Here is a 19,830-nt window from a genome sequence, read left to right as displayed (position 1 = left end):
ATCACCCTCAATGCTCTCTCCACCAGCTTCACAAAAAAAATCCACACTACCAATCGGCAGTGTGGTACTTTCCCATATTTACTTTACCGCACGGATGAAAATGCGTTCGCTTTCATATTCGGGTGCTTCGTCTGTAAAATCTGATGTTACTTCCAGATCACTAAAGCCGATGTCGTGAAGCCAAGTCATATATTGGTCGATAGGAAACGTGCGTTGAATATGTTCCTCATCAAAGCGTTCATATAAATCACTCGTAGCATCACGCACATAAAAGGTCATTTGATGGATAATGGAATGCTCAAAGTCTCCGGGCTCTGTATGCCATACATAACTAATGTCTCCATCGTCATACGTAAATGGACCATCTAAAAAGATTTCTGTCATTTTAAATAGTGAATGGACATCAAAAAATAGCTGGCCCCCATCTCGTAGTGCTTTATAGATCCGTTCTAATGTAGTATAGACTGCTTGCTCCTCTACAACATAATTCAGAGAATCAATGGCAATTGTGACCACATCGACTTCCTCAAAGCCATCGAGTTCGTCCATGGACATACAATAAAATGGAGCCTCGTATCCTGCATCAGTAAAACGCTCAGTCGCAATGGAAAGCATCTCTTCTGATAAATCAACGCCGCTGACTTTGTAGCCAGCCTGTGCAAATAACAAGCTAAGCACACCAGTTCCACAACCAATATCTAATAGCTTTTTGTATTGGCCGCTAGGTGCATGCTGTACAACCCAATCTACATAGAGATTGTAAGGAATATCAGTTTGTAGCTCATCATAGACATGGGCGAAGCGTTCGTAACTACTCACTTAGGCCTCTGGCATGTCTAATTGTGGTGCATCGCCCCATAGACGCTCTAAATTATAATAAGCACGCTCATCTTTATGGAATACGTGTGCTACTACATCTCCTAGGTCTACTAGAACCCAACGAGCTCCATCAAAACCTTCGACACGGCGAATTTCATAGCCATCTTTTTCGGCTACATCCTGTAATTCGCGTGCAATTGCTTGCACCTGACGATCTGAGTTACCATGGGCAATGATAAAGTAATCTGCTAAAAGAGAAATTCCTTGCATATTTAAAACGACAATATCCTCACCATGTTTGTCGTCGATCGCTTTGTAAGCTGCTTGTAATAAAGTTGAAGTCATCCTTCACTATCCTCTCTGTTCATCATATCGTTATAACATTCTATTGATAACGGATAAATAGGCTGCCTTGTGTCGATTAAAAATGCCAATGTATGACGGACACATGCACTCATGGCCTTATCCAAATTTTTTTGCGCCTTTTTGCGCAGACGATCCACACCAGCAAATTGGCGATTTGGTTCAATCATATCTGCGACAAAAATAATTTTTTCTAAACGACTCATATTAGGTCGTCCTGTCGTATGGAAACGAATAGCATTCAACAGCTCATCATCTTTGATGCGGAATTCACTTTCTGCAATATATGCACCAACTGGGCCATGAAGTAGTTCACTGCCCCAGCCAATGAGACGTTCATCTAACTTTTCCGTTCGGACGATTTGCTCCATCCATTCTATTTCTGCATATTTAGCAATATCATGAAGGATTGCAGCTGTTTCAGCCTTTTTCTCATCCTCGCCGTACATTCGTGCAAGATCGATGGCCGTTTCCATAACACCGATTGTATGAATATAACGTTTTTCCGGCATTCTGGGCTTAATCGCCGCTAAATACTGTTCGCGTTCCATAAAGACCTTCCTCTCGTATGAACGACTCTACCGCTTCTGGTAGTAAAAGTGTCACCGTTCCTCCAGTCGCTAGGCGTTCACGAATCAGCGTGGACGATAAATCGATTTGAGGCACCTCCACCATGCATATAGGGTACTCTGTAGTGGCTGCCGTTCCTGGACGCTTGACACCAACAAATTGGACAAGCTCTACTAAGTCATCTATACAATGCCATGTATGTAGCGAATCAATCATATCGCCACCGATAATAAAGTAGAATTTTACAGAAGGTTCCTTTCTACATAATGCCGAAAGTGTCTCATAGGAATAGGATACGCCACCCTTGTCTACCTCATACGACTCTACCGAAAAATAAGGAAATGGGCGAATTGCAAGCTCCACCATTTCAAGTCGTTCCACATTACTGGCATCATACCGTGCATGCTTATGTGGCGGTATGGCATTCGGCATAAAGCGTATTTCATCGAGTTGCAATGCATGAAATACCTCATTTGCCATTAATAAATGCCCCATATGTGGAGGATTAAACGTACCTCCTAGTAAACCGACCCTTTTCATCGTCTCACCTTATTTCGTTGCTTTTGGTAATACAATCTTTTTTTGATTGCGTGATTCTTTATATAAAACAACTGTAAGGCCGATTAATTGGACAAGCTCTGCATGTGCACCTTTTGCAAGTGCTTCTGCCACTTCATGTTTATCCTCTTCACAATTATCTAAAATACGCACTTTAATTAGCTCACGTACTTCTAATGCCTCACGAATTTGCTTAGTCATTTCATCATTTACGCCACCTTTTCCCACTTGGAAAATTGGTGATAAATGGTGTGCTTCTGCACGTAAAAAACGTTTTTGTTTACCTGTTAACATAAAAATTAGTTTCCTCCTAATTGCGCCTTTAGCTGCGCAATCATTGAATTTGTATTTGGATAGTTGCCCAACCAGTGCTCAAAAGATATGGCTCCTTGATGCACAAACATCCCTAAACCTGTCACAATTGTTGCCCCTTTTTCCTCAGCCGCTTGTAAAAAAGGCGTCATTAATGGATTATACACAATATCCGCAACAATTGCTCCTTTCTCAAGACGATTTAAGGAAAATGGCATTGAAAAATTGCCCGTAGCAAGACCTGCCGAAGTCATTTGCACAATGATGCTGAATTCAGCCAATGTCTCTTCCGCTTCCTTTAATGAAATGGCACGGCCAATACCCATTTCATCCACAATAGCTTGGGCATTGGCTACTGTACGATTGGTAATGGTCAAATCATTATAGCCTTGCTGCTGCATAGCAAATGCTATACCTCGGGCAGCGCCGCCTGCACCAACAAGTAATACAGGCTTGTCTTTATGTGATGAACCTACTGCTTCTTCTAGTGAACGCACAAAGCCGACACCATCTGTATTAAAGCCTTTCAGCTTTCCGTTTGTTGTTCGTACAACTGTATTCACTGCTCCCATTTTTTGCGCCAACTCATCTAGCTCATCTAAATAGGGAATGATTGCTGTTTTATGAGGAATTGTTACATTCCAGCCACTTGCCCCTAAAGTTTTCAAGCCAGCAACTGCTGACTCTAATTGCTCAGAAGATACATGTATTGGAATATATGTCGCATCTATGGACATTTCCTCAAACCAAGCATTGTGCATGGCTGGTGATTTTGAATGTTCGATCGGATCACCAATAACTGCAAACCACTTCTTCATTTCCTAGTCCCTCTTCTCTCCTTCATCCTTCACCTTCTATATAAGTGATGGACGTATTGAAACTTGTACACCTTTAGGCGCGTATGCTGCTACTACGACATTTGCATGCTGTACAGTAATCCAACCTAGCCCAGAAAATACAACATCTGTTTTGGCTTCTTTGATGGAAAACTCATGGCGAACTAAAGGTGGAAGTTGGTCAATAAACTCTTCAGTCGGTGGTGCCAAAAGTTCTCCCTTATGTTCTGCATACAGCATATCTGCCTTCTCAAGCTTTGTTCGGTGAATCGGTAAATCATTTGCCACATGGATGGTAAAGGCAGAACGGTCTCCTTGAATAAAATCAAATCTCGCCAATGCCCCAATAAATAAGGTTTGTCCCGCATTTTGTTGGTAGACTTTAGGCTTGATTTCTTTTTTTGGCATAATGTATTTTAATTCACTTGAATCAATATGATGGGCCATTTGATGGTGATTAATAATACCAGGCGTATCATATAATGCACTTCCATCATCCAATGGAATTTCAATCATATCTAATGTAGTACCTGGGAAATGGGATGTAGTAATAACCTCACCCTCTCCTGTTGCCTGCTTAATAATGCGGTTAATGAATGTGGATTTTCCTACATTGGTACAACCCACAACATAAACATTTTGCCCTTGTCGATATTCATCAATGGCTTCCATTGCTTCGGCCATTCCCTTACCTTTATGGGCACTTACTAACAGCACATCAACAGGCTGAAGTCCTAACGCTTTTGCTTCGCGTTTTAACCAATTGATAACTTTTTTCGGTTTAACCGATTTCGGTAATAAATCAGCTTTATTCGCAATCAAAAGCACAGGATTCTTCCCTACAAAACGGTGTAGGCCAGGTAGCCAGCTCCCATTAAAATCAAAAATATCAACAATTTTTACGATTAAGCCTTGCTGTGTACCAAGGCCATTTAAAATGCGTAAAAAGTCGTCATCAGTTAATGACACTGGTTGAATTTCATTGTAATTTTTCAAACGGAAGCAACGTTGGCAAATGACCGCATCCTTTTCTAGTGATGATGGGGGTGCATACCCAACTGCTGTTTTATCTTCTGTTTGAATTGTTGTACCACAGCCAATACAATTTGGCATTTCAATCATTCTTGTTCCTCCCAAGTTATAATTCCTTTTCGTTTCAAATCATTAAACACTCGACGTTCAATGAATCGATTCAGTTTTGTTACAAGGCCATCAGACTGTGCAACAGGTTTTACTAGCACTGTATGCAAGCCTAAGCGATTCGCACCCATTACATCTGTAAGAAGCTGATCGCCTACCATGACTACTTCATTAGGACGCAAGCCTAATTGAATAAGGGCATTATAAAAAGCATTTCGCATTGGCTTTTTTGCCTTATGAATATATGGAATACCTAAAGGCTCTGCGAAGCGTTTAACACGTGCCTCCTTGTTATTAGACGCAATAATAACACGAATACCGGATTCCTTCATGATGCGCAGCCAGATAATCAGTTCCTCTGTTGCATCCTCACGATCCCACTCCACAAGGGTATTATCTAAATCGGTAATGATCCCTCTAATACCTAATTCTTGTAGTTTTTCAGGTGTAATTTCGAAAATATTCGTCACAAATTCGTTTGGTAATAAAAAATTATACAAAATAGCGACCCCTAATCTTAACGTATTATTCGACCATTATAGCATATTTGCAAAGGCTTCACCCATTCGAATTGGGTTGCCCTGAACAACATTTTCAGTAAACTCAATTGAATCCTTTTCAAACAGCATCACAACTGTTGAACCAAATGAGAAATAACCGACTTCCTGCCCTTTATACCAGTGTATTGTTCTATTCGTGAGCACAATTGAATTCACGAAGGTCGCACCCACTTTTATAAACGCTACTTGCTGATTATGTGCAGTTTTCAACTCTGTCACTAAACGGTAATTATGGGAAATTGGCTTTTTACCGTATGTAAGACCTATTTGATTCACAGGATAAGATTTCTGACCAAGCGTATACTGTCTTAGTACTTCCCCATCAATCGGGCTGTGAATACGGTGATAATCAGCAGGACTTAAATAAAAGACAATAAAATGGCCGTCTACATAGTTGGCTGCTCGCTCCGAATGACCAAGTAAATCCTCAAGTGCATATGGCTTACCCTTTACAAGAAAAGTCATATCCCATTCAATCCTTCCAAAGGATTCTACCTTGGCATCTACAGGACTTACATACACCATCGGATTTTTTTCAATTGGTCGTGCTTCTTCTAAAAGCTCTCTTGTAAAAAAATCATGTAAACTTGCAAATTGTTGTTGTTTTTTTGAAACTTCTTCAAGGTTTATATCGTATAACTTCATGTAGCTTGGAATTATACGTTTACTCCACTTAGCTTTCGCAATAGCTTGCAAAAGGTTGGAGGATTGCTTACCATTCGTTAGTTCTATCAAGCGTTGATATAGTTTTTCTTTCATTAGTAAAAACCCCTATCCATTAATTTAGACTGTCAATTTTTTCGCATTCGAAGTATAATGGTACAATATCTTAAGTGCAAAGGAGTGATCCCCCTTGTTTTTTTATCACAAGTTGGTGGATACCACGGTTAAGAAAATGAAATCGCACGCAGCTAACTTCATTACAATTAGTAATATGTCCTTTGGAGGCGCGGCTATAATGGCCACTTTACATGAGTACTATAGCTATAGTGTCTTGTTTATCTTTATTGCAGCTCTACTTGATCGCTATGATGGTAAGGTAGCTAGAGCACTCGGACAAGTGTCTGAGTTAGGTAAACAATTAGATTCTATGAGTGATATTATATCATTTGGCGTGGCGCCTGCATTATTAATGTACGAAGTTGTTCTAGTTGATTTTGGTTTTGTCGGCATGATGATGGCCGTCCTGTTTATCGTTTGTGGTGCGATGCGATTAGCCCGCTTTAATATTAGTGAAGCAAATGGCTATTTCACAGGTTTACCTATTACAGCTGCTGGTACGTTCTTAACTTTAACGTATTTTGTAGCGACTACGTTCCATCCGGCCTTTTATCTTTTCCTTTTTCCAATTTTAGCTTTCCTCATGATTAGTACATTTACGTTAAAAAAAGTGTAACAGCACAATTGCTGTTGCACTTTTTTCATTTCCCACAGCTTTGAAACATATACTGTCGAAAAATGGGGAAAGGATGAAATCATTCAATGAGCGGAATTTTTACATCAATGTTGCAGTTATGGCTTGAGATCCCAGCGTTACTTGGCTATTTAAAGGGGCAAACATTCCATAAACCCTTTTCAAAAGAAGAGGAAGCTGCTTGTATTGAACGATTTTTAGGTGGCGACGAGCAAGCACGCCTGGACCTAATAGAACGCAATATGAGGCTCGTCGCACACGTCGTAAAAAAATTCCATCCAAAACATGAACAACTAGATGATTATATTTCCATCGGGACGATCGGGCTAATGAAAGCAGTAGAAAGCTATACCCCGGACAAAAAAACAAGACTTGCCACATATGCAGCTCGATGTATTGAAAATGAAATTTTAATGCATCTACGCACACAGAAAAAAGTGCAGAAGGACGTCTCTTTATTTGAGCCCATCGGAACAGATAAAGATGGCAATGCGCTTCAAATTCGAGATTTACTTCAATGTGATGAAGAAAGTGCAACCGAGAAAATCGAACATAAAGAACATGTGGCACAGCTATATCATTACTTGCACATGCTTGATGAACGAGAACTAGAAATTGTGACACTTCGCTATGGATTAAATCAACAAGATGCCCTCACACAAAAGGAAATTGCAGCTCGTTTAAATATTTCTCGAAGTTATGTATCTCGGATTGAAAAACGGGCACTCATTAAACTCTATCAATTATACAAACGAGACCAAAAGTCAATTGAGTAATATATTGTAAAATGTTCACTAGGAAAATTCAATGTATCTTTGGCGGAGAATGTGCCGATTTTATGGCATAAAAAAAGCCCTTTGCGACATTGCTATGTCGCAAAGGAACTTTTTACATTTTATGAATGTGCTGATTCTGATAATTCTGCCGTAATCAATGTACCTATTAAAGTAGTGATAATCACTACACCCACTGTTAATAATAGCATCATGAATGCCTCCCATTTTAATATGAAGAGATTTATTACAGCTAGTGTAGCATTTATACTATTCATTCACTGTGATTTTTCTCACATTAGAAACTACACATTTTGACCGTTTTGTGTATTATAGTGAGGCGATCGCTTGTAAGACAACTTGTGTCGAGTGTTTTGCAGCAACTGGTAAAAACTCATCAAAGCTAATGTTTGACTCTTTACCTGCAATATCTGATAAAGCACGAATTACTACAAAAGGTGTAGCAAATTGATAACAAACTTGCGCAACCGCAGCCGCTTCCATTTCCACTGCTTTCATTTGAGGGAAATGATGACGAACTGCTTCTACACGCACAGGATCATTCATAAATGCATCCCCTGAGCAAATTAAACCAATACCGTATTGATGCTCTCCAACTGCCTTAACAGCTTCCTCAGCTACTTTCATTAATCGTTCATCTGATTTATAAGCTGCTGGCATACCAGCCATTTGTCCAATTTCATAACCAAAAATTGTGACATCCACATCATGGTGACGGACTTCATCCGAAATGACTACAGCTCCCACCTCAAGGGCTTCGTCGTAACCACCTGCAGAACCTGTATTAATCACAACATCGGGCTTAAACTCATGCAAAAGAATGGTAGTGGACATAGCCGAATTGACTTTACCAATACCACTTTTTAATAACACGACTTCCTTGCCTTCATATGTTCCTGTTGTATACTCACTACCTGCTATTGTTGTACTTTGTGCATTGCTTAAAGATGCTCGTAGTAATTCTACTTCCTGTTCCATTGCGCCAATTACTGCAATTTTCATGTAATGTTACTTCCCTTCTTTATCAACTCTATTAAAAATAATCAAAAGAGTGATTTTCGTCAATAGGCGCCTTCTAATGTATTCAGCTGCTCAAGCTTTACAGGCAACCATCCTTCATTATCCACCCATTCCATACTGACACGGTACATCTGTGATTTATCTTTTGTTGAAACTGTGGCAATTGAAGAATTAGGACCACCGTTATTTTGCATACGCCAAATAATCAAATTATCTTGATTAATACCCGTTACACCTGTAACAGTTGCTACTTTTTCAGACCAGTCTATGGATGAAGAGTCGTAGGAAGACACATGCTGTCCCGTTTGAGTTGTAGGTGTTGGCTGCCAATTTTTATTTGTGATAACTTTCTCTACGTTTGGATTATCTGAAGTTGATTCTTCTGGCACACCTTGTTCCTGCTGATTTTCTTCAGGGTGTGATCCATCCTCTTCCTCTGAAGCTTGATCTTCTTCTACTGCCAGATCCTTTTCATCCTCTTTCACAGGCTCTTTATCCACTTCTTTGTTGTCGTCTTTTTCCTCTTGAGCCGGTTCATCTTTCACTGTTTGTTCTGCATCATCTTGCCATTTAAACACATAAGTTGCTGTGATAATAATTAGTACAACTACTACACCAATTAAAACATTCAATAGTTTATCTAGCTTTTTATTACGAGATGGCTGCAAATGACGACTACTACGAGTTTGTCGTTCACTCATATTTCCTCCCCCTCTCTAGCAAATATTCTATCAAGTTCGACAGCACTTGCAAAACAATTATACTCATTAATTTATTTCGTGGCATTTCAGCCTGAAATATAAAAGCAGCTAGCCTCCCTGAATTAGAAAGACCAGCTGCTTGTCCACTTACACATTATTTAATTGAAACAATCTTAACTTTCATTTCGCCACCAGGTGTTTGAACAGCTACTTCTTCGCCTTCAGCGCGGCCAAGTAAGCCTTTCGCAATTGGTGATTCGTTTGAAATACGGAATTCCATTGGGTCTGCCTCAGCCGAACCTACAATTGTATAAGATTCTTCATCAGTTGATGGTTTACCATTAATAATTTCTACAAATGTAACCGTTTTCCCAAGTGATACCACACTGTTATCTGTTTCATCCTCAGAAATAATCACTGCATTGCGAATCATTGATTTTAAAGTTGAAATACGACCTTCTAAAAAGGCTTGTTCTTCTTTTGCTGAATCATACTCAGCATTCTCAGAAAGATCACCAAAATCACGAGCTATTTTTATACGTTCAACGATTTCTTTACGTGTTTCAGTTTCTAATTTCACTAATTCTTCTTCTAATTTACGTTTTCCCTCAGCTGTCATAGGGTACTGTTTTTCATTTGCCAAAGTCCTTCACTCCTTGTTTCTTCAATATAAAAACATAAAACTCGACTAAATGCTTGGTAGGTGCATTTAATCGAATTTTATTATTTTTAAACGTTTTTCAAATTACGCTTTGACCTAATAGTATGCATGCTTTTTTTAAATATGCATGTAAATATTGTCAATACCACTCTATCTTATTACAATACGTTGTCGGTTTCAAGAATAGTTTTAATTTTCGTTACCATTAAATCAATTGCTACCTCATTATCCCCACCTTCAGGAATAATGATATCAGCATAACGTTTTGTAGGTTCAATAAATAAATTATGCATTGGTCGAACCGCTGATAAGTATTGATCGATAACTGAATCTGTTGTACGTCCACGTTCTTTAATATCGCGCATAATACGACGAATAATTCGTAAATCAGAATCGGTATCTACAAATAATTTAATATCCATTAAATCACGCAGATCAGCATCTTCTAGCACGAGAATTCCTTCTAGAATAATAACATCTACCGGCTCAACATGGATCACTTCTGCTGCTCTAGTATGCTGCACATAATCATAAACTGGCTTCTCGATTGGTTGCCGCACTAAAAGTTTCTTGATGTGCTGTATTAATAAATCATTATCGAATGCTAACGGATGATCGTAGTTTGTTCCTAATCGCTCTTCAAATGTTAAATGACTTTGATCTTTATAATAAAAGTCTTGTTCAATAACAACAACTGAATGCTCTCGGAAAACATCATAGATGGCGCGCGTCACACTCGTTTTACCTGAGCATGAGCCACCAGCGATACCGATAACAACAGGACGCTTCACTTCCATTAGTTATTCTCCTTTCGCATCATGTTATGCGGCATTAATGGTGTGTCACATTTAAATTTAACAATTTGTAATGGATGACGTGCTGCATCTAGGCTATTGCCATCTTCATCCCAAATTTCTCCCATTGTCAGACGGAAATTCTCGATTTCTGGGCCAAAGAACTCTACTTCGTCACCAGGTTTAAAATAATTTCGTTGCTGCATCGTAACCATTTTTGTTTCTGGATCATGTTCTAAAATTAAACCAGCAAATTCATATGTTGTTTTTCGGCCATGAATACCAAACATTTGCTCCTCTGAGCCAGGTGCATCATGGAAGAATGCTTCAGCTGTATCACGGTTTGCACATTTATCTAGCTCCTCTAGCCATTCACGTTTAATTTTAAAATTATCAGGATCAGCACAGTAAGCATCGATAACTTTGCGGTATACGGATACAACGGTTGCCACATAGTGAATCGATTTCATACGCCCTTCTACTTTTAAAGAATCGATACCAAGCTCGATCATATGTGGAATCGCTTCGATTAATTTTAAATCTTTTGGACTCATAGCAAAGGATGCGTGATTATCATCAAACAGTGCTTTTTCTTCCCCATCTTCTAATTCATATAAATCGTAATCCCAACGGCATGATTGGCAGCAACCGCCACGGTTAGAGTCACGAGCAGTCATATGGTTAGATAGAACGCAACGGCCAGAATAAGCAATACACATGGCGCCATGAACGAAAGCCTCGATTTCAATATCAACTTTTTCCTTCATCATTTTCATTTCTTCTCCGCCTACCTCACGTGCTAATACAACACGATGTAAGCCCTCTTCCTTCCAGTACTGCACTGCCTTCCAGTTGGACAATGACTGCTGTGTAGAAAGATGAATTTCAAGTTTAGGGGCAGCTGTACGACATGTTTCGATAATTAGTGGGTCTGCAACGATAATACCTGTCACACCTGCCGACTCAATATCTTTTAAATATCGCTCCAAGCCTGCCATATTTTCATTATGTGCAAATATATTTGTCGTTACATAAATTTTCGCACCATATTGATTAGCAAACTCTACCCCTTCACGCATTTCATCTATAGAGAAATTATCTGCATTGGAACGTAGACCAAACTCTCGTCCCCCAATAAATACAGCATCCGCTCCGTAATGCACGGCTACTTTTAATTTTTCTAAGCTACCCGCTGGGGCAAGTAGCTCTGGTTTTTTTGTAATGACACGTTTACCGTCGACAATGTCACGGATTTTGTCATTTTGTTCTAACGCTAATGCCATGTTATTGCCCCCTCTTAGTAAACAGTTTCCTTGAAGATAAAGCCTGTATCTAATGGTCTAATGGCTGGTTGAATATCTTCAATTTTTGCTAATAATTCATCTTTTATGTCATCATATGCTTCTTCGGATAAGTCAAAATATGCATCGATGGCTTTGCGATAGGCCTCCGTCACAGTTACCACATATTCTGGAGTTTGTAGCACACCCTCAATTTTTAAGGCATCGATGCCACCTTCGAATAATTCGCCAAGTTCATCAATAACACACATGTCATTAGGACTAAAAATATGTGTACCGTTTACATCTTCGTAAATTGGATATTTATTATTGCGCTCATCATCATGTAGGAACATGTTACGATTATCTTTACGATTTTCAATTTCCATCACTTTATCTTGATATAAGAAATAATGGCCAAGAAGCGGGCGTTTTGATTGGAACATACAAGTCATACCATGTACTTGTACTTCAATTTCTAATTCTGCACTTTCTTTAATTTCTAAAACCTCATCAAGAGAAAGCTCACGTGCTAACACTGCACGAGTCGCGCCGCGTTTTCCCCAATAATTAGCCGTAAACCAGTTTGTTGCAGTCGTCTCAGGATTCCAATGCAATGGAATTGTTACGCCTTGCTCACGACGAATAATTAATACTGCTGGGTCGCCATAAATTAAACGATCCACACCGATACGTTGCATTTCTTTTAAATAGTCGGCAAGCGCCTCCAGTTTTTCATTATGGAAAAGGCCATTCACTGCAACATAAACTTTTTTACCTGCCGCGTGAATGAGCTTCGTTGCCTCTTCCACCTCATCTACTGAGAATTCTCCTGCTAGACGTAGACCAAATTGTTGTTCACCAATAACAAAAGCATCCGCTCCAGCGTCTAAAAGTGCTTTAATATGTTCTAATGATTGTGGTGTCACAAGCAATTCTGGTTTTTTCATAGTAGTCACCTCTTCAAACATAGTAATAAACCGTCACCTACTGGTAAAAAAGCACTAGTGTAATCTGGGTGCTGCATTATCCATTCTGTGAAGTTTTTTAAATTGCGGATCATTGTACGTTTTCGACGTGGGACATCCTTCAAATCTAGATCTGACAAGCCATGCATATACATATTGTCGATATACAAGACTCCGCCTGATTTTACGAGGGGCGCGTACTTTTCAAAGAAGCGCTGATATTGTCCCTTTGCGGCATCGATAAATACTGCATCGAACTCTGTGTCAATGGCCTTATCTTCTACCTCTAAAGCGTCGCCTTCAATGACCTTAATTCGATCAGATACGGTTGACCGTTCAATATAGGCTTTAGCTTTTGTCACACGCTCTATATCGCGTTCAATCGTAACGATATGGACATTTGGTAAAGCTTCTGCCATGCGAATAGCAGAATAACCAATTGCCGTGCCAATTTCTAAAATTTTTTGCGGATTTTGAATGCGCAACAATTGATTTAAAGCATCAATACCTGCAAGTTGCATAATCGGTACATGATTCTCCTCCGCGTATGCTTCCATTTCTAAAAGTAATTCATTACGTGGCTGTATAAATGATTGTATATATGCATCTGATAATTCCATTGTTCCACCCTCAATTAAAAGGCAACGTGCGCATGTAGCCGTTGTCCGTACTTCATCATTTATCAACAAAAAGAAAAAGACCAAACGTGATGTCTTGGTACTTTGCCATACAAAAATGAGCAATTGTTTTTGACATGCTCAAACAATTGCCACCACGCATATTTGTCCCGAATAAACGGATTGATCAAAAATCACACTTTATAATAGCATGAAAATAGAAGGAAAGCTATTTTTCTTTCCTTCTATTCCCTATGTTTGCTCTATGCCATTTACTCTTTGCTAACGCTTATTCTTCTTTTCGTAAATATTTTGCTACTTTCTGTAAATGTTCATCATATGTTTTCGAGAAGTGGTTGACACCCTCTTTATCTGCTAAGAAATAGAAATAATCTGTTTGACTAGGGTTTAATGTCGCCTCAATAGAAGTCTTTCCAGCACCCGCAATTGGGCCTGGTGGTAAGCCTTTATTTTTGTAAGTATTATAGGCATTATCTACTTCTAGGTCTTCATACAGCACACGATCTTTATGATCACCAAGCGCGTATAAAACAGTTGGGTCTGTTTGTAGTGGCATCCCTTCATCAATACGATTATAGAAGACACTTGCTATTGTCTCTCGATCTGTTTGAGCCGTAGCTTCTTCTTCCAATAATGATGCAAATGTTAACAGTTGGTGAACGGACATTTGTTTTTCCACTAAAACATCACTGTAATTTTTCACCACATTGTTCATAGCCCCTATCATTTCTTCAACAATCGCTTCTAGAGATGGTTTCTCCTCATAGTACGAGTAAGTAGCTGGATATAAATAGCCTTCTAAATCATAGCGAATATTGTCAGCTAACACTGCATCCGTTACTAGCTCAGGGTAGTTGGCCATCATTTGTTGAACAAATGTGTCACTTGTTACTAAATCCATAAATTCCTTTTGTGTATATGGCGTTTTCTTTTCAATAACTTTCCCAATTTGCTCAATTGTTAAGCCTTCAGGAATCGTCATTGTAAAGACAGGTTTTCGGTATACCTTCCCTGTTTTTAAGCTTTCGATAAGTTCATCAAATGTCATCGCTTGCGTTAAATCGTAATTCCCTGCTTGGAATTGAGATTCGTTTTTAAATTTTGCATAGTATTTAAAAACACGCGCATCTTTAATAACACCTTTTTTCTCTAATAATGTAGAAATTGAACTCAAGCTAGAACCGATTGGTACTTCTACTGCAATTGCTTTTGTCGCGTCAGGATCCAGTGGTTTTAAAGCACCCTTAACATAATTGTACCCGAATAAACCGACAATCCCTATAACGAGGACAAAAACAATTGCCACAATGGCAACGATTTTTCTCACGATTTTTACCTCTGATTTTTTTTCTTGCATTTTTGAAAACATTTCTTGTTTTTTAGTACCGTTATCCACGGGTTTCCCCCCTATCACTATCCAATATCATACTAGAAATCAACTATCACGACAAACAGAAATCGACAATTCAGGAGAATTTGCATAAATAAAAAAATCTGCCAGCTATTTTTGCCAGCAGATTGTCTTGCTAAAAGCTTTGTGAAATAGCTTTAATATCACTACTTTACAATACTATCAGACTGTAATTATTGCTCTTCTAAGATGTTCGATTATTGTAATAGAAATGTTTAAACTTGATGGAAAGATTCTTTACTAAAACTAAAAAACTCCGAGTGGCTCCTAACCACTCAGAGTTCTTATAGTTCGTTTAATATATCTTCAACGTACACCCATTCTTCATCTGTTTCTATTGGTAATAGCTCTTCGATGGAACCGTCATTTCCAGCCAGATATTGAGCCGCGAAAATTTCACGCTCATCCATTGGCTCATCTGTTGCAGGCACATATAATACATACGATTTACCAAATTGCTCGGATGCAAAAGTATGAATTACCTCACAAACTTGATCCGTTCCATCTTCATTTGTCACGGTAATAAGCTGCGGATCTTCTTCAAATTCATCTAGAAGTGTTAATACCACCTCATTAATCATTTCCCATTCAGCATCCGTTTCGACAGGCTGTAGATTGGTCATTTCGCCATTGTTATCGTCATAATCGAAAGTCATCGCTGATAGATCTCCTGGAATTTCTTCACCATTGGCATCCAACAAAGAGAATAGCACATAGGATTTATCCTCTGCATCAAATGTAAAGACCACATGGCAACGTTGTTCCTTTCCATTTTCATCAATTATCATAAATTCTTGTGTTTCTTCATTCATTCGATTATCTCCTTCTGACAGTATAATGTCATATACTAAGTAGTTACTTCTACACGTACTAAATATCTTCGAGCAGATTCTCACCATTATTCGGATATTTACATACTTTCAATAAAAAAGGAACAAGGACTGCAAGCTGCGATCCTTGTTCCAAGCTTTAAGAAAGAAGATTATTCTTATTCTTCGTCTTCATCTTCTAAAGCGTTTAATACGTCTTCTACCATATCCCATTCTGCTTCCGTTTCGATAGGTGTTAGTTCACCATCTTCACCGTTATCAGACGGTACGAATGAAGAAACGAAAATTTCAACTGAGCCATCTTCATCCTCTTCTGCGCCTACCATTGAGTAAAATACGTATGATTTTCCAAACTCTGGAGATTCATGTACGTGAATCACTTCACAAAGCTGTTCATTTCCGTTTTCATCAATCACTGTAATGTGTTGAACGTGTAATTCTTCTTCATGGTTATGCTCGTTTGCCATGTATAGTCACCTCATCAATTAATTTTTGCTATCTAAATAGCCTTGTAAAATCATCACAGCTGCCATTTTATCAATGACTTGCTTGCGCTTTTTGCGACTCACATCTGCTTCGATTAGCATACGTTCCGCTGCCATCGTTGTTAAACGTTCATCCCATAATTTAACCGGTAGTGAGAACGTTTCTTCCAATAACGTTTTATAGTTTTCAGAAGCCTCTCCACGCGGTCCAACCGTATTATTCATGTTTTTCGGGAAGCCTACAACAAATTCTGTTATTGCATATTCCTTTACTAGCTCAGCGATACGATCGATACCGAACTCGCCATTAGCCTCATCAATTTTTACGGTTTCAATACCTTGGGCAGTCCAGCCAAGTGCGTCACTGACAGCAACGCCAACGGTTTTCGACCCAACGTCTAATCCCATAATTCTCATTTCTAATCCTCGTTATTCTTTTTGATATAAAATTTAACAAGCTCTTCTAGAATTTCGTCACGCTCAAGCTTGCGAATTAAATTACGAGCATCCTGATGGCGAGGAATATACGCCGGATCACCAGAAAGTAAGTAACCAACAATCTGATTGATAGGGTTATATCCCTTTTCCTCTAATGAAGAATGAACTTTCAACATTACCTGCTTGACTTCCTGTTCCATTGATTCTTCTGGAAAATTAAATTTCATCGTTTGATCAAATGAACTCATGACCAGCACCTCGCTTTCAGAAATAAGGAGATGTGCGAACAAGCTCATCTCCAATTTCTCTTTATTATAACATGTTTTGGTGAATTAATTAAATGGATTTAACATAATCATACACAGAAAGTAGTGCTTCATCAAGTTTTGAAGCTTCTTTTGCTCCTGCCATCGCCATATCAGGACGACCGCCACCTTTACCACCACAAGCTTCTGCAACCATTTTCACGATATTTCCAGCATGGTAATTGCCACCAACTAATTCTTTGGATACTCCAGCACATAGCATAACCTTATCACCATCCACTGCTCCAAGAACGATAACAGCCTTTGGCATTTTCACCTTCAAATCATCCATCATCTGACGCAGTTGGTTATTGTCTTTTGCTTCTACCTTTGTAGAAAGAACTGTGACATCTCCAATTGTTTGTGCTGCATCAACAATTGCCCCAGCCTGAGCATTGGCAATTTTTTGAGATAATGCTTCATTGTCACGTTGTAATTCTTTGTAGTCACCTTGTAAGGCTTGTACTTTTGTTACGATATCTTTAGGATTTGCTTTTAACAATGCTGCCGCATCATTTAAAAGAGCTTCTTCTTCTTTGACTACTTCATAAGCCACTTTACCTGTAACTGCTTCAATACGACGAGTACCCGCACCAATTCCACCTTCTGAAACAATTTTAAAGAAACCAATTTCAGAAGAGCGTTTTACATGGATACCACCGCATAGCTCGATGGAATAGTCTCCGATTGAAACGACACGTACAACATCGCCATATTTTTCGCCGAATAACGCCATTGCACCCATTTCTTTCGCTTTATCGATAGCCATTTCTTCAATAACGACCTCTATATCATCCCACACTTTTTCATTTACAATACGTTCAATTTGCTGTAATTCCTCTTTAGTCACTTGACCAAAGTGAGAGAAGTCAAAGCGTAAACGATCAGGGCCTACATATGATCCAGCTTGGTTGACATGATCACCTAATACATCTTTTAACGCACGTTGCATAATATGTGTCGCTGTATGGTTTTTAATAATTAAATTGCGATCATCACGATTAACAATTGCTTGGACAGCATCTTCCACATGCATTTCACCTGATTCAACAACTACTGTATGGAGCGGCTGACCATTTGGTGCCTTTTGAACATCCTTTACTACAGCAGTGAAGCTATCATTAGAAATGATACCGCTATCGGCAATTTGACCACCCATTTCAGCATAGAATGGTGTTTGAGCTAAAATAACTAAAGCTTCTTGGCCTTCAGATGCTACTTTTTCTACTTGACCATTCACAATCATTGCAGCAATTTCAGTATTAGCTACTAATGTGTCAAAGCCAACAAATTCACTGGCAACCGTTAAGTTTGCTAATACTTCATTCTGTACTTGCATAGAGTCAACATCTTGACGAGCCGCACGCGCACGTTCACGTTGTTCCTCCATCGCCGTTTCGAAGCCTTCATGATCGACTTTCATTCCTACTTCTTCTGCATATTCTTCCGTTAACTCGATTGGGAAACCGTAAGTATCATATAAACGGAAAGCATCTGCTCCTGGGATAAAATCATGACCAGCCGCTTTTTGTGATTCTGCTACTTCATTAAAGATTGCAAGACCACCATCTAATGTTTCATGGAAACGAATTTCTTCATTCTTAATAACGCGTTGAATAAATTCACTTTTTTCCGTTACCTCTGGATAGAAGCCTTCCATGATTTTGCCCACTGTTGGGACCAATTCAAACATAAATGGTTTCTCAATACCAATTTGTTTTGCATAGCGTACAGCACGACGTAGTAAGCGGCGTAATACATAGCCACGGCCTTCGTTTGAAGGAAGGGCACCGTCACCAATAGCAAACGCTACCGTACGAATGTGGTCTGCAACAACTTTAAATGGCGTATTTATATCTTCTTCAGAGCCGAAGATTTCATTTAAATCTACTTCACTTGGGCGTTTGTATTTACGGTTGGCAAATTCCTCAATTTTTTCAATGATAGGCATGAATAAATCCGTATCGAAATTCGTTGGTACATTTTGAACCACGGAAACAATACGTTCTAGTCCCATACCAGTATCAATATTTTGCTTTGGTAGTGGTGTATACGTTCCATCAGGATTATGGTTGAATTGAGAGAACACTAGGTTCCAAATTTCTAGATAACGTTCATTTTCCCCGCCTGGATACATTTCTGGGTCATTTTCGTCAGAGCCATATTCTACGCCGCGGTCATAGAAAATCTCTGAGTTTGGACCAGATGGACCTTCTCCAATATCCCAAAAGTTCCCCTCTAAACGAATTAAACGTTCTTCAGGAATACCAATTTCTTGATGCCAAACATCATACGCTTCCTGATCTTCAGGATGGATTGTGATAGATAGTAATTCAGGATCAAAGCCCATCCACTTTTTATCCGTTAAAAATTCCCAAGCATAATGAATAGCTTCTTTTTTGAAGTAATCCCCAATAGAAAAGTTTCCAAGCATTTCAAAGAAAGTATGGTGACGCGCCGTTTTACCTACATTTTCAATATCGTTAGTACGAATTGATTTTTGTGCATTTGTAATTCGAGGGTTGTCAGGAATAACACGACCGTCAAAATATGGTTTAAGTGTAGCAACACCTGAGTTAATCCAAAGTAGGGATGGATCATTGATTGGCACTAGAGGCGCAGACGGTTCATGGTGATGCCCCTTTTCTTTAAAAAATTCCAAATACATTTGACGAATATCTACTGCTTTCATTGGATAAATTCCTCCTAGTTTATATTGTAAAATCACGATATGAATCAGACCTTGACGCCCCATCTATTCCCTGCAAACAAACATTGGTACCAACAACTATAAATGGAATTATTTTACTAAATAAAAATAAAAAAGCCCTCATCCCCAAAAAGGGACGAGGACTTATCATCTGTCTCGCGGTACCACCCTAGTTGTAAGTAAAAATTCTTACTTACCTCTTTAGCACTTGTAACGTCAGTGA

Annotated in this window: 24 protein-coding genes and 1 other annotated feature (1 of these 25 only partly in view); of the genes, 2 read left to right on the top strand and 22 right to left on the bottom strand. The window is 39.0% G+C overall.

Annotated elements, in window-relative coordinates:
• Positions 1 to 78: 78 nt before the first annotated feature.
• Genes C9J29_RS09815 through C9J29_RS09775 form a run of 9 tightly spaced genes read right to left on the bottom strand, consistent with a single transcriptional unit; the run spans position 79 to position 5,917 of the window.
• Entirely contained in the window at positions 79 to 819 is a 741-nt protein-coding gene (locus C9J29_RS09815; protein ID WP_089986654.1) for a class I SAM-dependent DNA methyltransferase, read from the bottom strand.
• Entirely contained in the window at positions 820 to 1,164 is a 345-nt protein-coding gene (rsfS, locus tag C9J29_RS09810; protein ID WP_008180916.1) for a ribosome silencing factor, read from the bottom strand.
• Positions 1,161 to 1,733, bottom strand: a complete 573-nt coding sequence (gene yqeK / locus C9J29_RS09805) for a bis(5'-nucleosyl)-tetraphosphatase (symmetrical) YqeK (RefSeq protein ID WP_089986655.1) — start codon at positions 1,731 to 1,733, stop codon at positions 1,161 to 1,163. Before yqeK ends, rsfS begins: the two co-directional genes overlap by 4 nt.
• A complete protein-coding gene (locus C9J29_RS09800; RefSeq protein ID WP_089986656.1) occupies positions 1,702 to 2,292 on the bottom strand; it encodes a nicotinate-nucleotide adenylyltransferase in 591 nt (196 codons plus the stop codon). Before C9J29_RS09800 ends, yqeK begins: the two co-directional genes overlap by 32 nt.
• 9 nt (positions 2,293 to 2,301) lie before the next feature.
• Complete coding sequence (gene yhbY, locus C9J29_RS09795; protein WP_008180921.1) at positions 2,302 to 2,604, bottom strand: ribosome assembly RNA-binding protein YhbY; 303 nt, start codon at positions 2,602 to 2,604, stop codon at positions 2,302 to 2,304.
• Positions 2,605 to 2,609: 5 nt separating this feature from the next.
• Positions 2,610 to 3,440, bottom strand: coding sequence for a shikimate dehydrogenase (gene aroE / locus C9J29_RS09790; protein WP_008180923.1), 831 nt, complete (start codon positions 3,438 to 3,440; stop codon positions 2,610 to 2,612).
• 36 nt (positions 3,441 to 3,476) lie between these two features.
• The gene (gene yqeH, locus C9J29_RS09785; protein ID WP_089986657.1) at positions 3,477 to 4,580 is read right to left on the bottom strand and encodes a ribosome biogenesis GTPase YqeH; all 1,104 of its coding nucleotides are present in this window, start codon (positions 4,578 to 4,580) and stop codon (positions 3,477 to 3,479) included.
• A complete protein-coding gene (locus tag C9J29_RS09780) occupies positions 4,577 to 5,098 on the bottom strand; it encodes a YqeG family HAD IIIA-type phosphatase (RefSeq protein WP_089986658.1) in 522 nt (173 codons plus the stop codon). Before C9J29_RS09780 ends, yqeH begins: the two co-directional genes overlap by 4 nt.
• Positions 5,099 to 5,134: 36 nt before the next feature.
• Complete coding sequence (locus tag C9J29_RS09775) at positions 5,135 to 5,917, bottom strand: phosphatidylserine decarboxylase (protein WP_008180928.1); 783 nt, start codon at positions 5,915 to 5,917, stop codon at positions 5,135 to 5,137.
• 136 nt (positions 5,918 to 6,053) lie between these two features.
• Here C9J29_RS09775 and pssA point away from each other — a divergent pair, with 136 nt between their 5' ends.
• Positions 6,054 to 6,554 (top strand): CDP-diacylglycerol--serine O-phosphatidyltransferase, encoded by a 501-nt coding sequence (gene pssA, locus C9J29_RS09770; protein ID WP_008180930.1) that lies wholly within the window; start codon positions 6,054 to 6,056, stop codon positions 6,552 to 6,554.
• An 86-nt stretch (positions 6,555 to 6,640) separates the two neighbouring features.
• Positions 6,641 to 7,348, top strand: a complete 708-nt coding sequence (sigK, locus tag C9J29_RS09765; RefSeq protein WP_008180932.1) for an RNA polymerase sporulation sigma factor SigK — start codon at positions 6,641 to 6,643, stop codon at positions 7,346 to 7,348.
• A 327-nt stretch (positions 7,349 to 7,675) separates the two neighbouring features.
• On the opposite strand, the gene mtnN is transcribed toward sigK, so the two are convergent.
• The 13 genes from mtnN to alaS form a co-directional block, all read right to left on the bottom strand.
• On the bottom strand, positions 7,676 to 8,368 hold the full coding sequence (mtnN, locus tag C9J29_RS09755) for a 5'-methylthioadenosine/S-adenosylhomocysteine nucleosidase (protein WP_008180937.1): 693 nt from the start codon (positions 8,366 to 8,368) through the stop codon (positions 7,676 to 7,678).
• 59 nt (positions 8,369 to 8,427) lie between these two features.
• Positions 8,428 to 9,087 (bottom strand): YrrS family protein, encoded by a 660-nt coding sequence (locus C9J29_RS09750; RefSeq protein WP_096365193.1) that lies wholly within the window; start codon positions 9,085 to 9,087, stop codon positions 8,428 to 8,430.
• A 154-nt stretch (positions 9,088 to 9,241) separates the two neighbouring features.
• Positions 9,242 to 9,730 (bottom strand): transcription elongation factor GreA, encoded by a 489-nt coding sequence (gene greA, locus C9J29_RS09745; protein ID WP_008180941.1) that lies wholly within the window; start codon positions 9,728 to 9,730, stop codon positions 9,242 to 9,244.
• A gap of 176 nt (positions 9,731 to 9,906) precedes the next feature.
• Positions 9,907 to 10,545 (bottom strand): uridine kinase, encoded by a 639-nt coding sequence (udk, locus tag C9J29_RS09740; protein ID WP_008180943.1) that lies wholly within the window; start codon positions 10,543 to 10,545, stop codon positions 9,907 to 9,909.
• Positions 10,545 to 11,825, bottom strand: coding sequence for a peptidase U32 family protein (locus tag C9J29_RS09735; protein WP_008180945.1), 1,281 nt, complete (start codon positions 11,823 to 11,825; stop codon positions 10,545 to 10,547). Before C9J29_RS09735 ends, udk begins: the two co-directional genes overlap by 1 nt.
• 14 nt (positions 11,826 to 11,839) lie before the next feature.
• Entirely contained in the window at positions 11,840 to 12,772 is a 933-nt protein-coding gene (locus C9J29_RS09730) for a peptidase U32 family protein (protein ID WP_008180948.1), read from the bottom strand.
• A 5-nt stretch (positions 12,773 to 12,777) separates the two neighbouring features.
• Positions 12,778 to 13,410 (bottom strand): O-methyltransferase, encoded by a 633-nt coding sequence (locus tag C9J29_RS09725; protein WP_036127267.1) that lies wholly within the window; start codon positions 13,408 to 13,410, stop codon positions 12,778 to 12,780.
• Positions 13,411 to 13,696: 286 nt separating this feature from the next.
• The gene (gene mltG, locus C9J29_RS09720) at positions 13,697 to 14,824 is read right to left on the bottom strand and encodes an endolytic transglycosylase MltG (RefSeq protein WP_025114354.1); all 1,128 of its coding nucleotides are present in this window, start codon (positions 14,822 to 14,824) and stop codon (positions 13,697 to 13,699) included.
• Between the two features lie 299 nt (positions 14,825 to 15,123).
• Entirely contained in the window at positions 15,124 to 15,651 is a 528-nt protein-coding gene (locus C9J29_RS09715; RefSeq protein WP_008180953.1) for a DUF1292 domain-containing protein, read from the bottom strand.
• Between the two features lie 176 nt (positions 15,652 to 15,827).
• Entirely contained in the window at positions 15,828 to 16,136 is a 309-nt protein-coding gene (locus tag C9J29_RS09710) for a DUF1292 domain-containing protein (protein ID WP_008180955.1), read from the bottom strand.
• Between the two features lie 18 nt (positions 16,137 to 16,154).
• Positions 16,155 to 16,571, bottom strand: coding sequence for a Holliday junction resolvase RuvX (gene ruvX, locus C9J29_RS09705; RefSeq protein ID WP_008180957.1), 417 nt, complete (start codon positions 16,569 to 16,571; stop codon positions 16,155 to 16,157).
• A 2-nt stretch (positions 16,572 to 16,573) separates the two neighbouring features.
• The gene (locus tag C9J29_RS09700; protein ID WP_004226839.1) at positions 16,574 to 16,840 is read right to left on the bottom strand and encodes an IreB family regulatory phosphoprotein; all 267 of its coding nucleotides are present in this window, start codon (positions 16,838 to 16,840) and stop codon (positions 16,574 to 16,576) included.
• A gap of 88 nt (positions 16,841 to 16,928) precedes the next feature.
• A complete protein-coding gene (gene alaS, locus C9J29_RS09695; protein ID WP_096365189.1) occupies positions 16,929 to 19,589 on the bottom strand; it encodes an alanine--tRNA ligase in 2,661 nt (886 codons plus the stop codon).
• Positions 19,590 to 19,736: 147 nt separating this feature from the next.
• Positions 19,737 to 19,830, bottom strand: a binding site (T-box leader) (it continues 122 nt past the right edge of the window).

This window comes from Lysinibacillus fusiformis, assembly GCF_003049525.1.
Taxonomy (GTDB): Bacteria; Bacillota; Bacilli; order Bacillales_A; family Planococcaceae; genus Lysinibacillus; species Lysinibacillus fusiformis.
The sequence above is the reverse complement of the archived record's forward strand: the minus strand, read 5'-3'. Positions and strand labels throughout refer to the sequence as shown.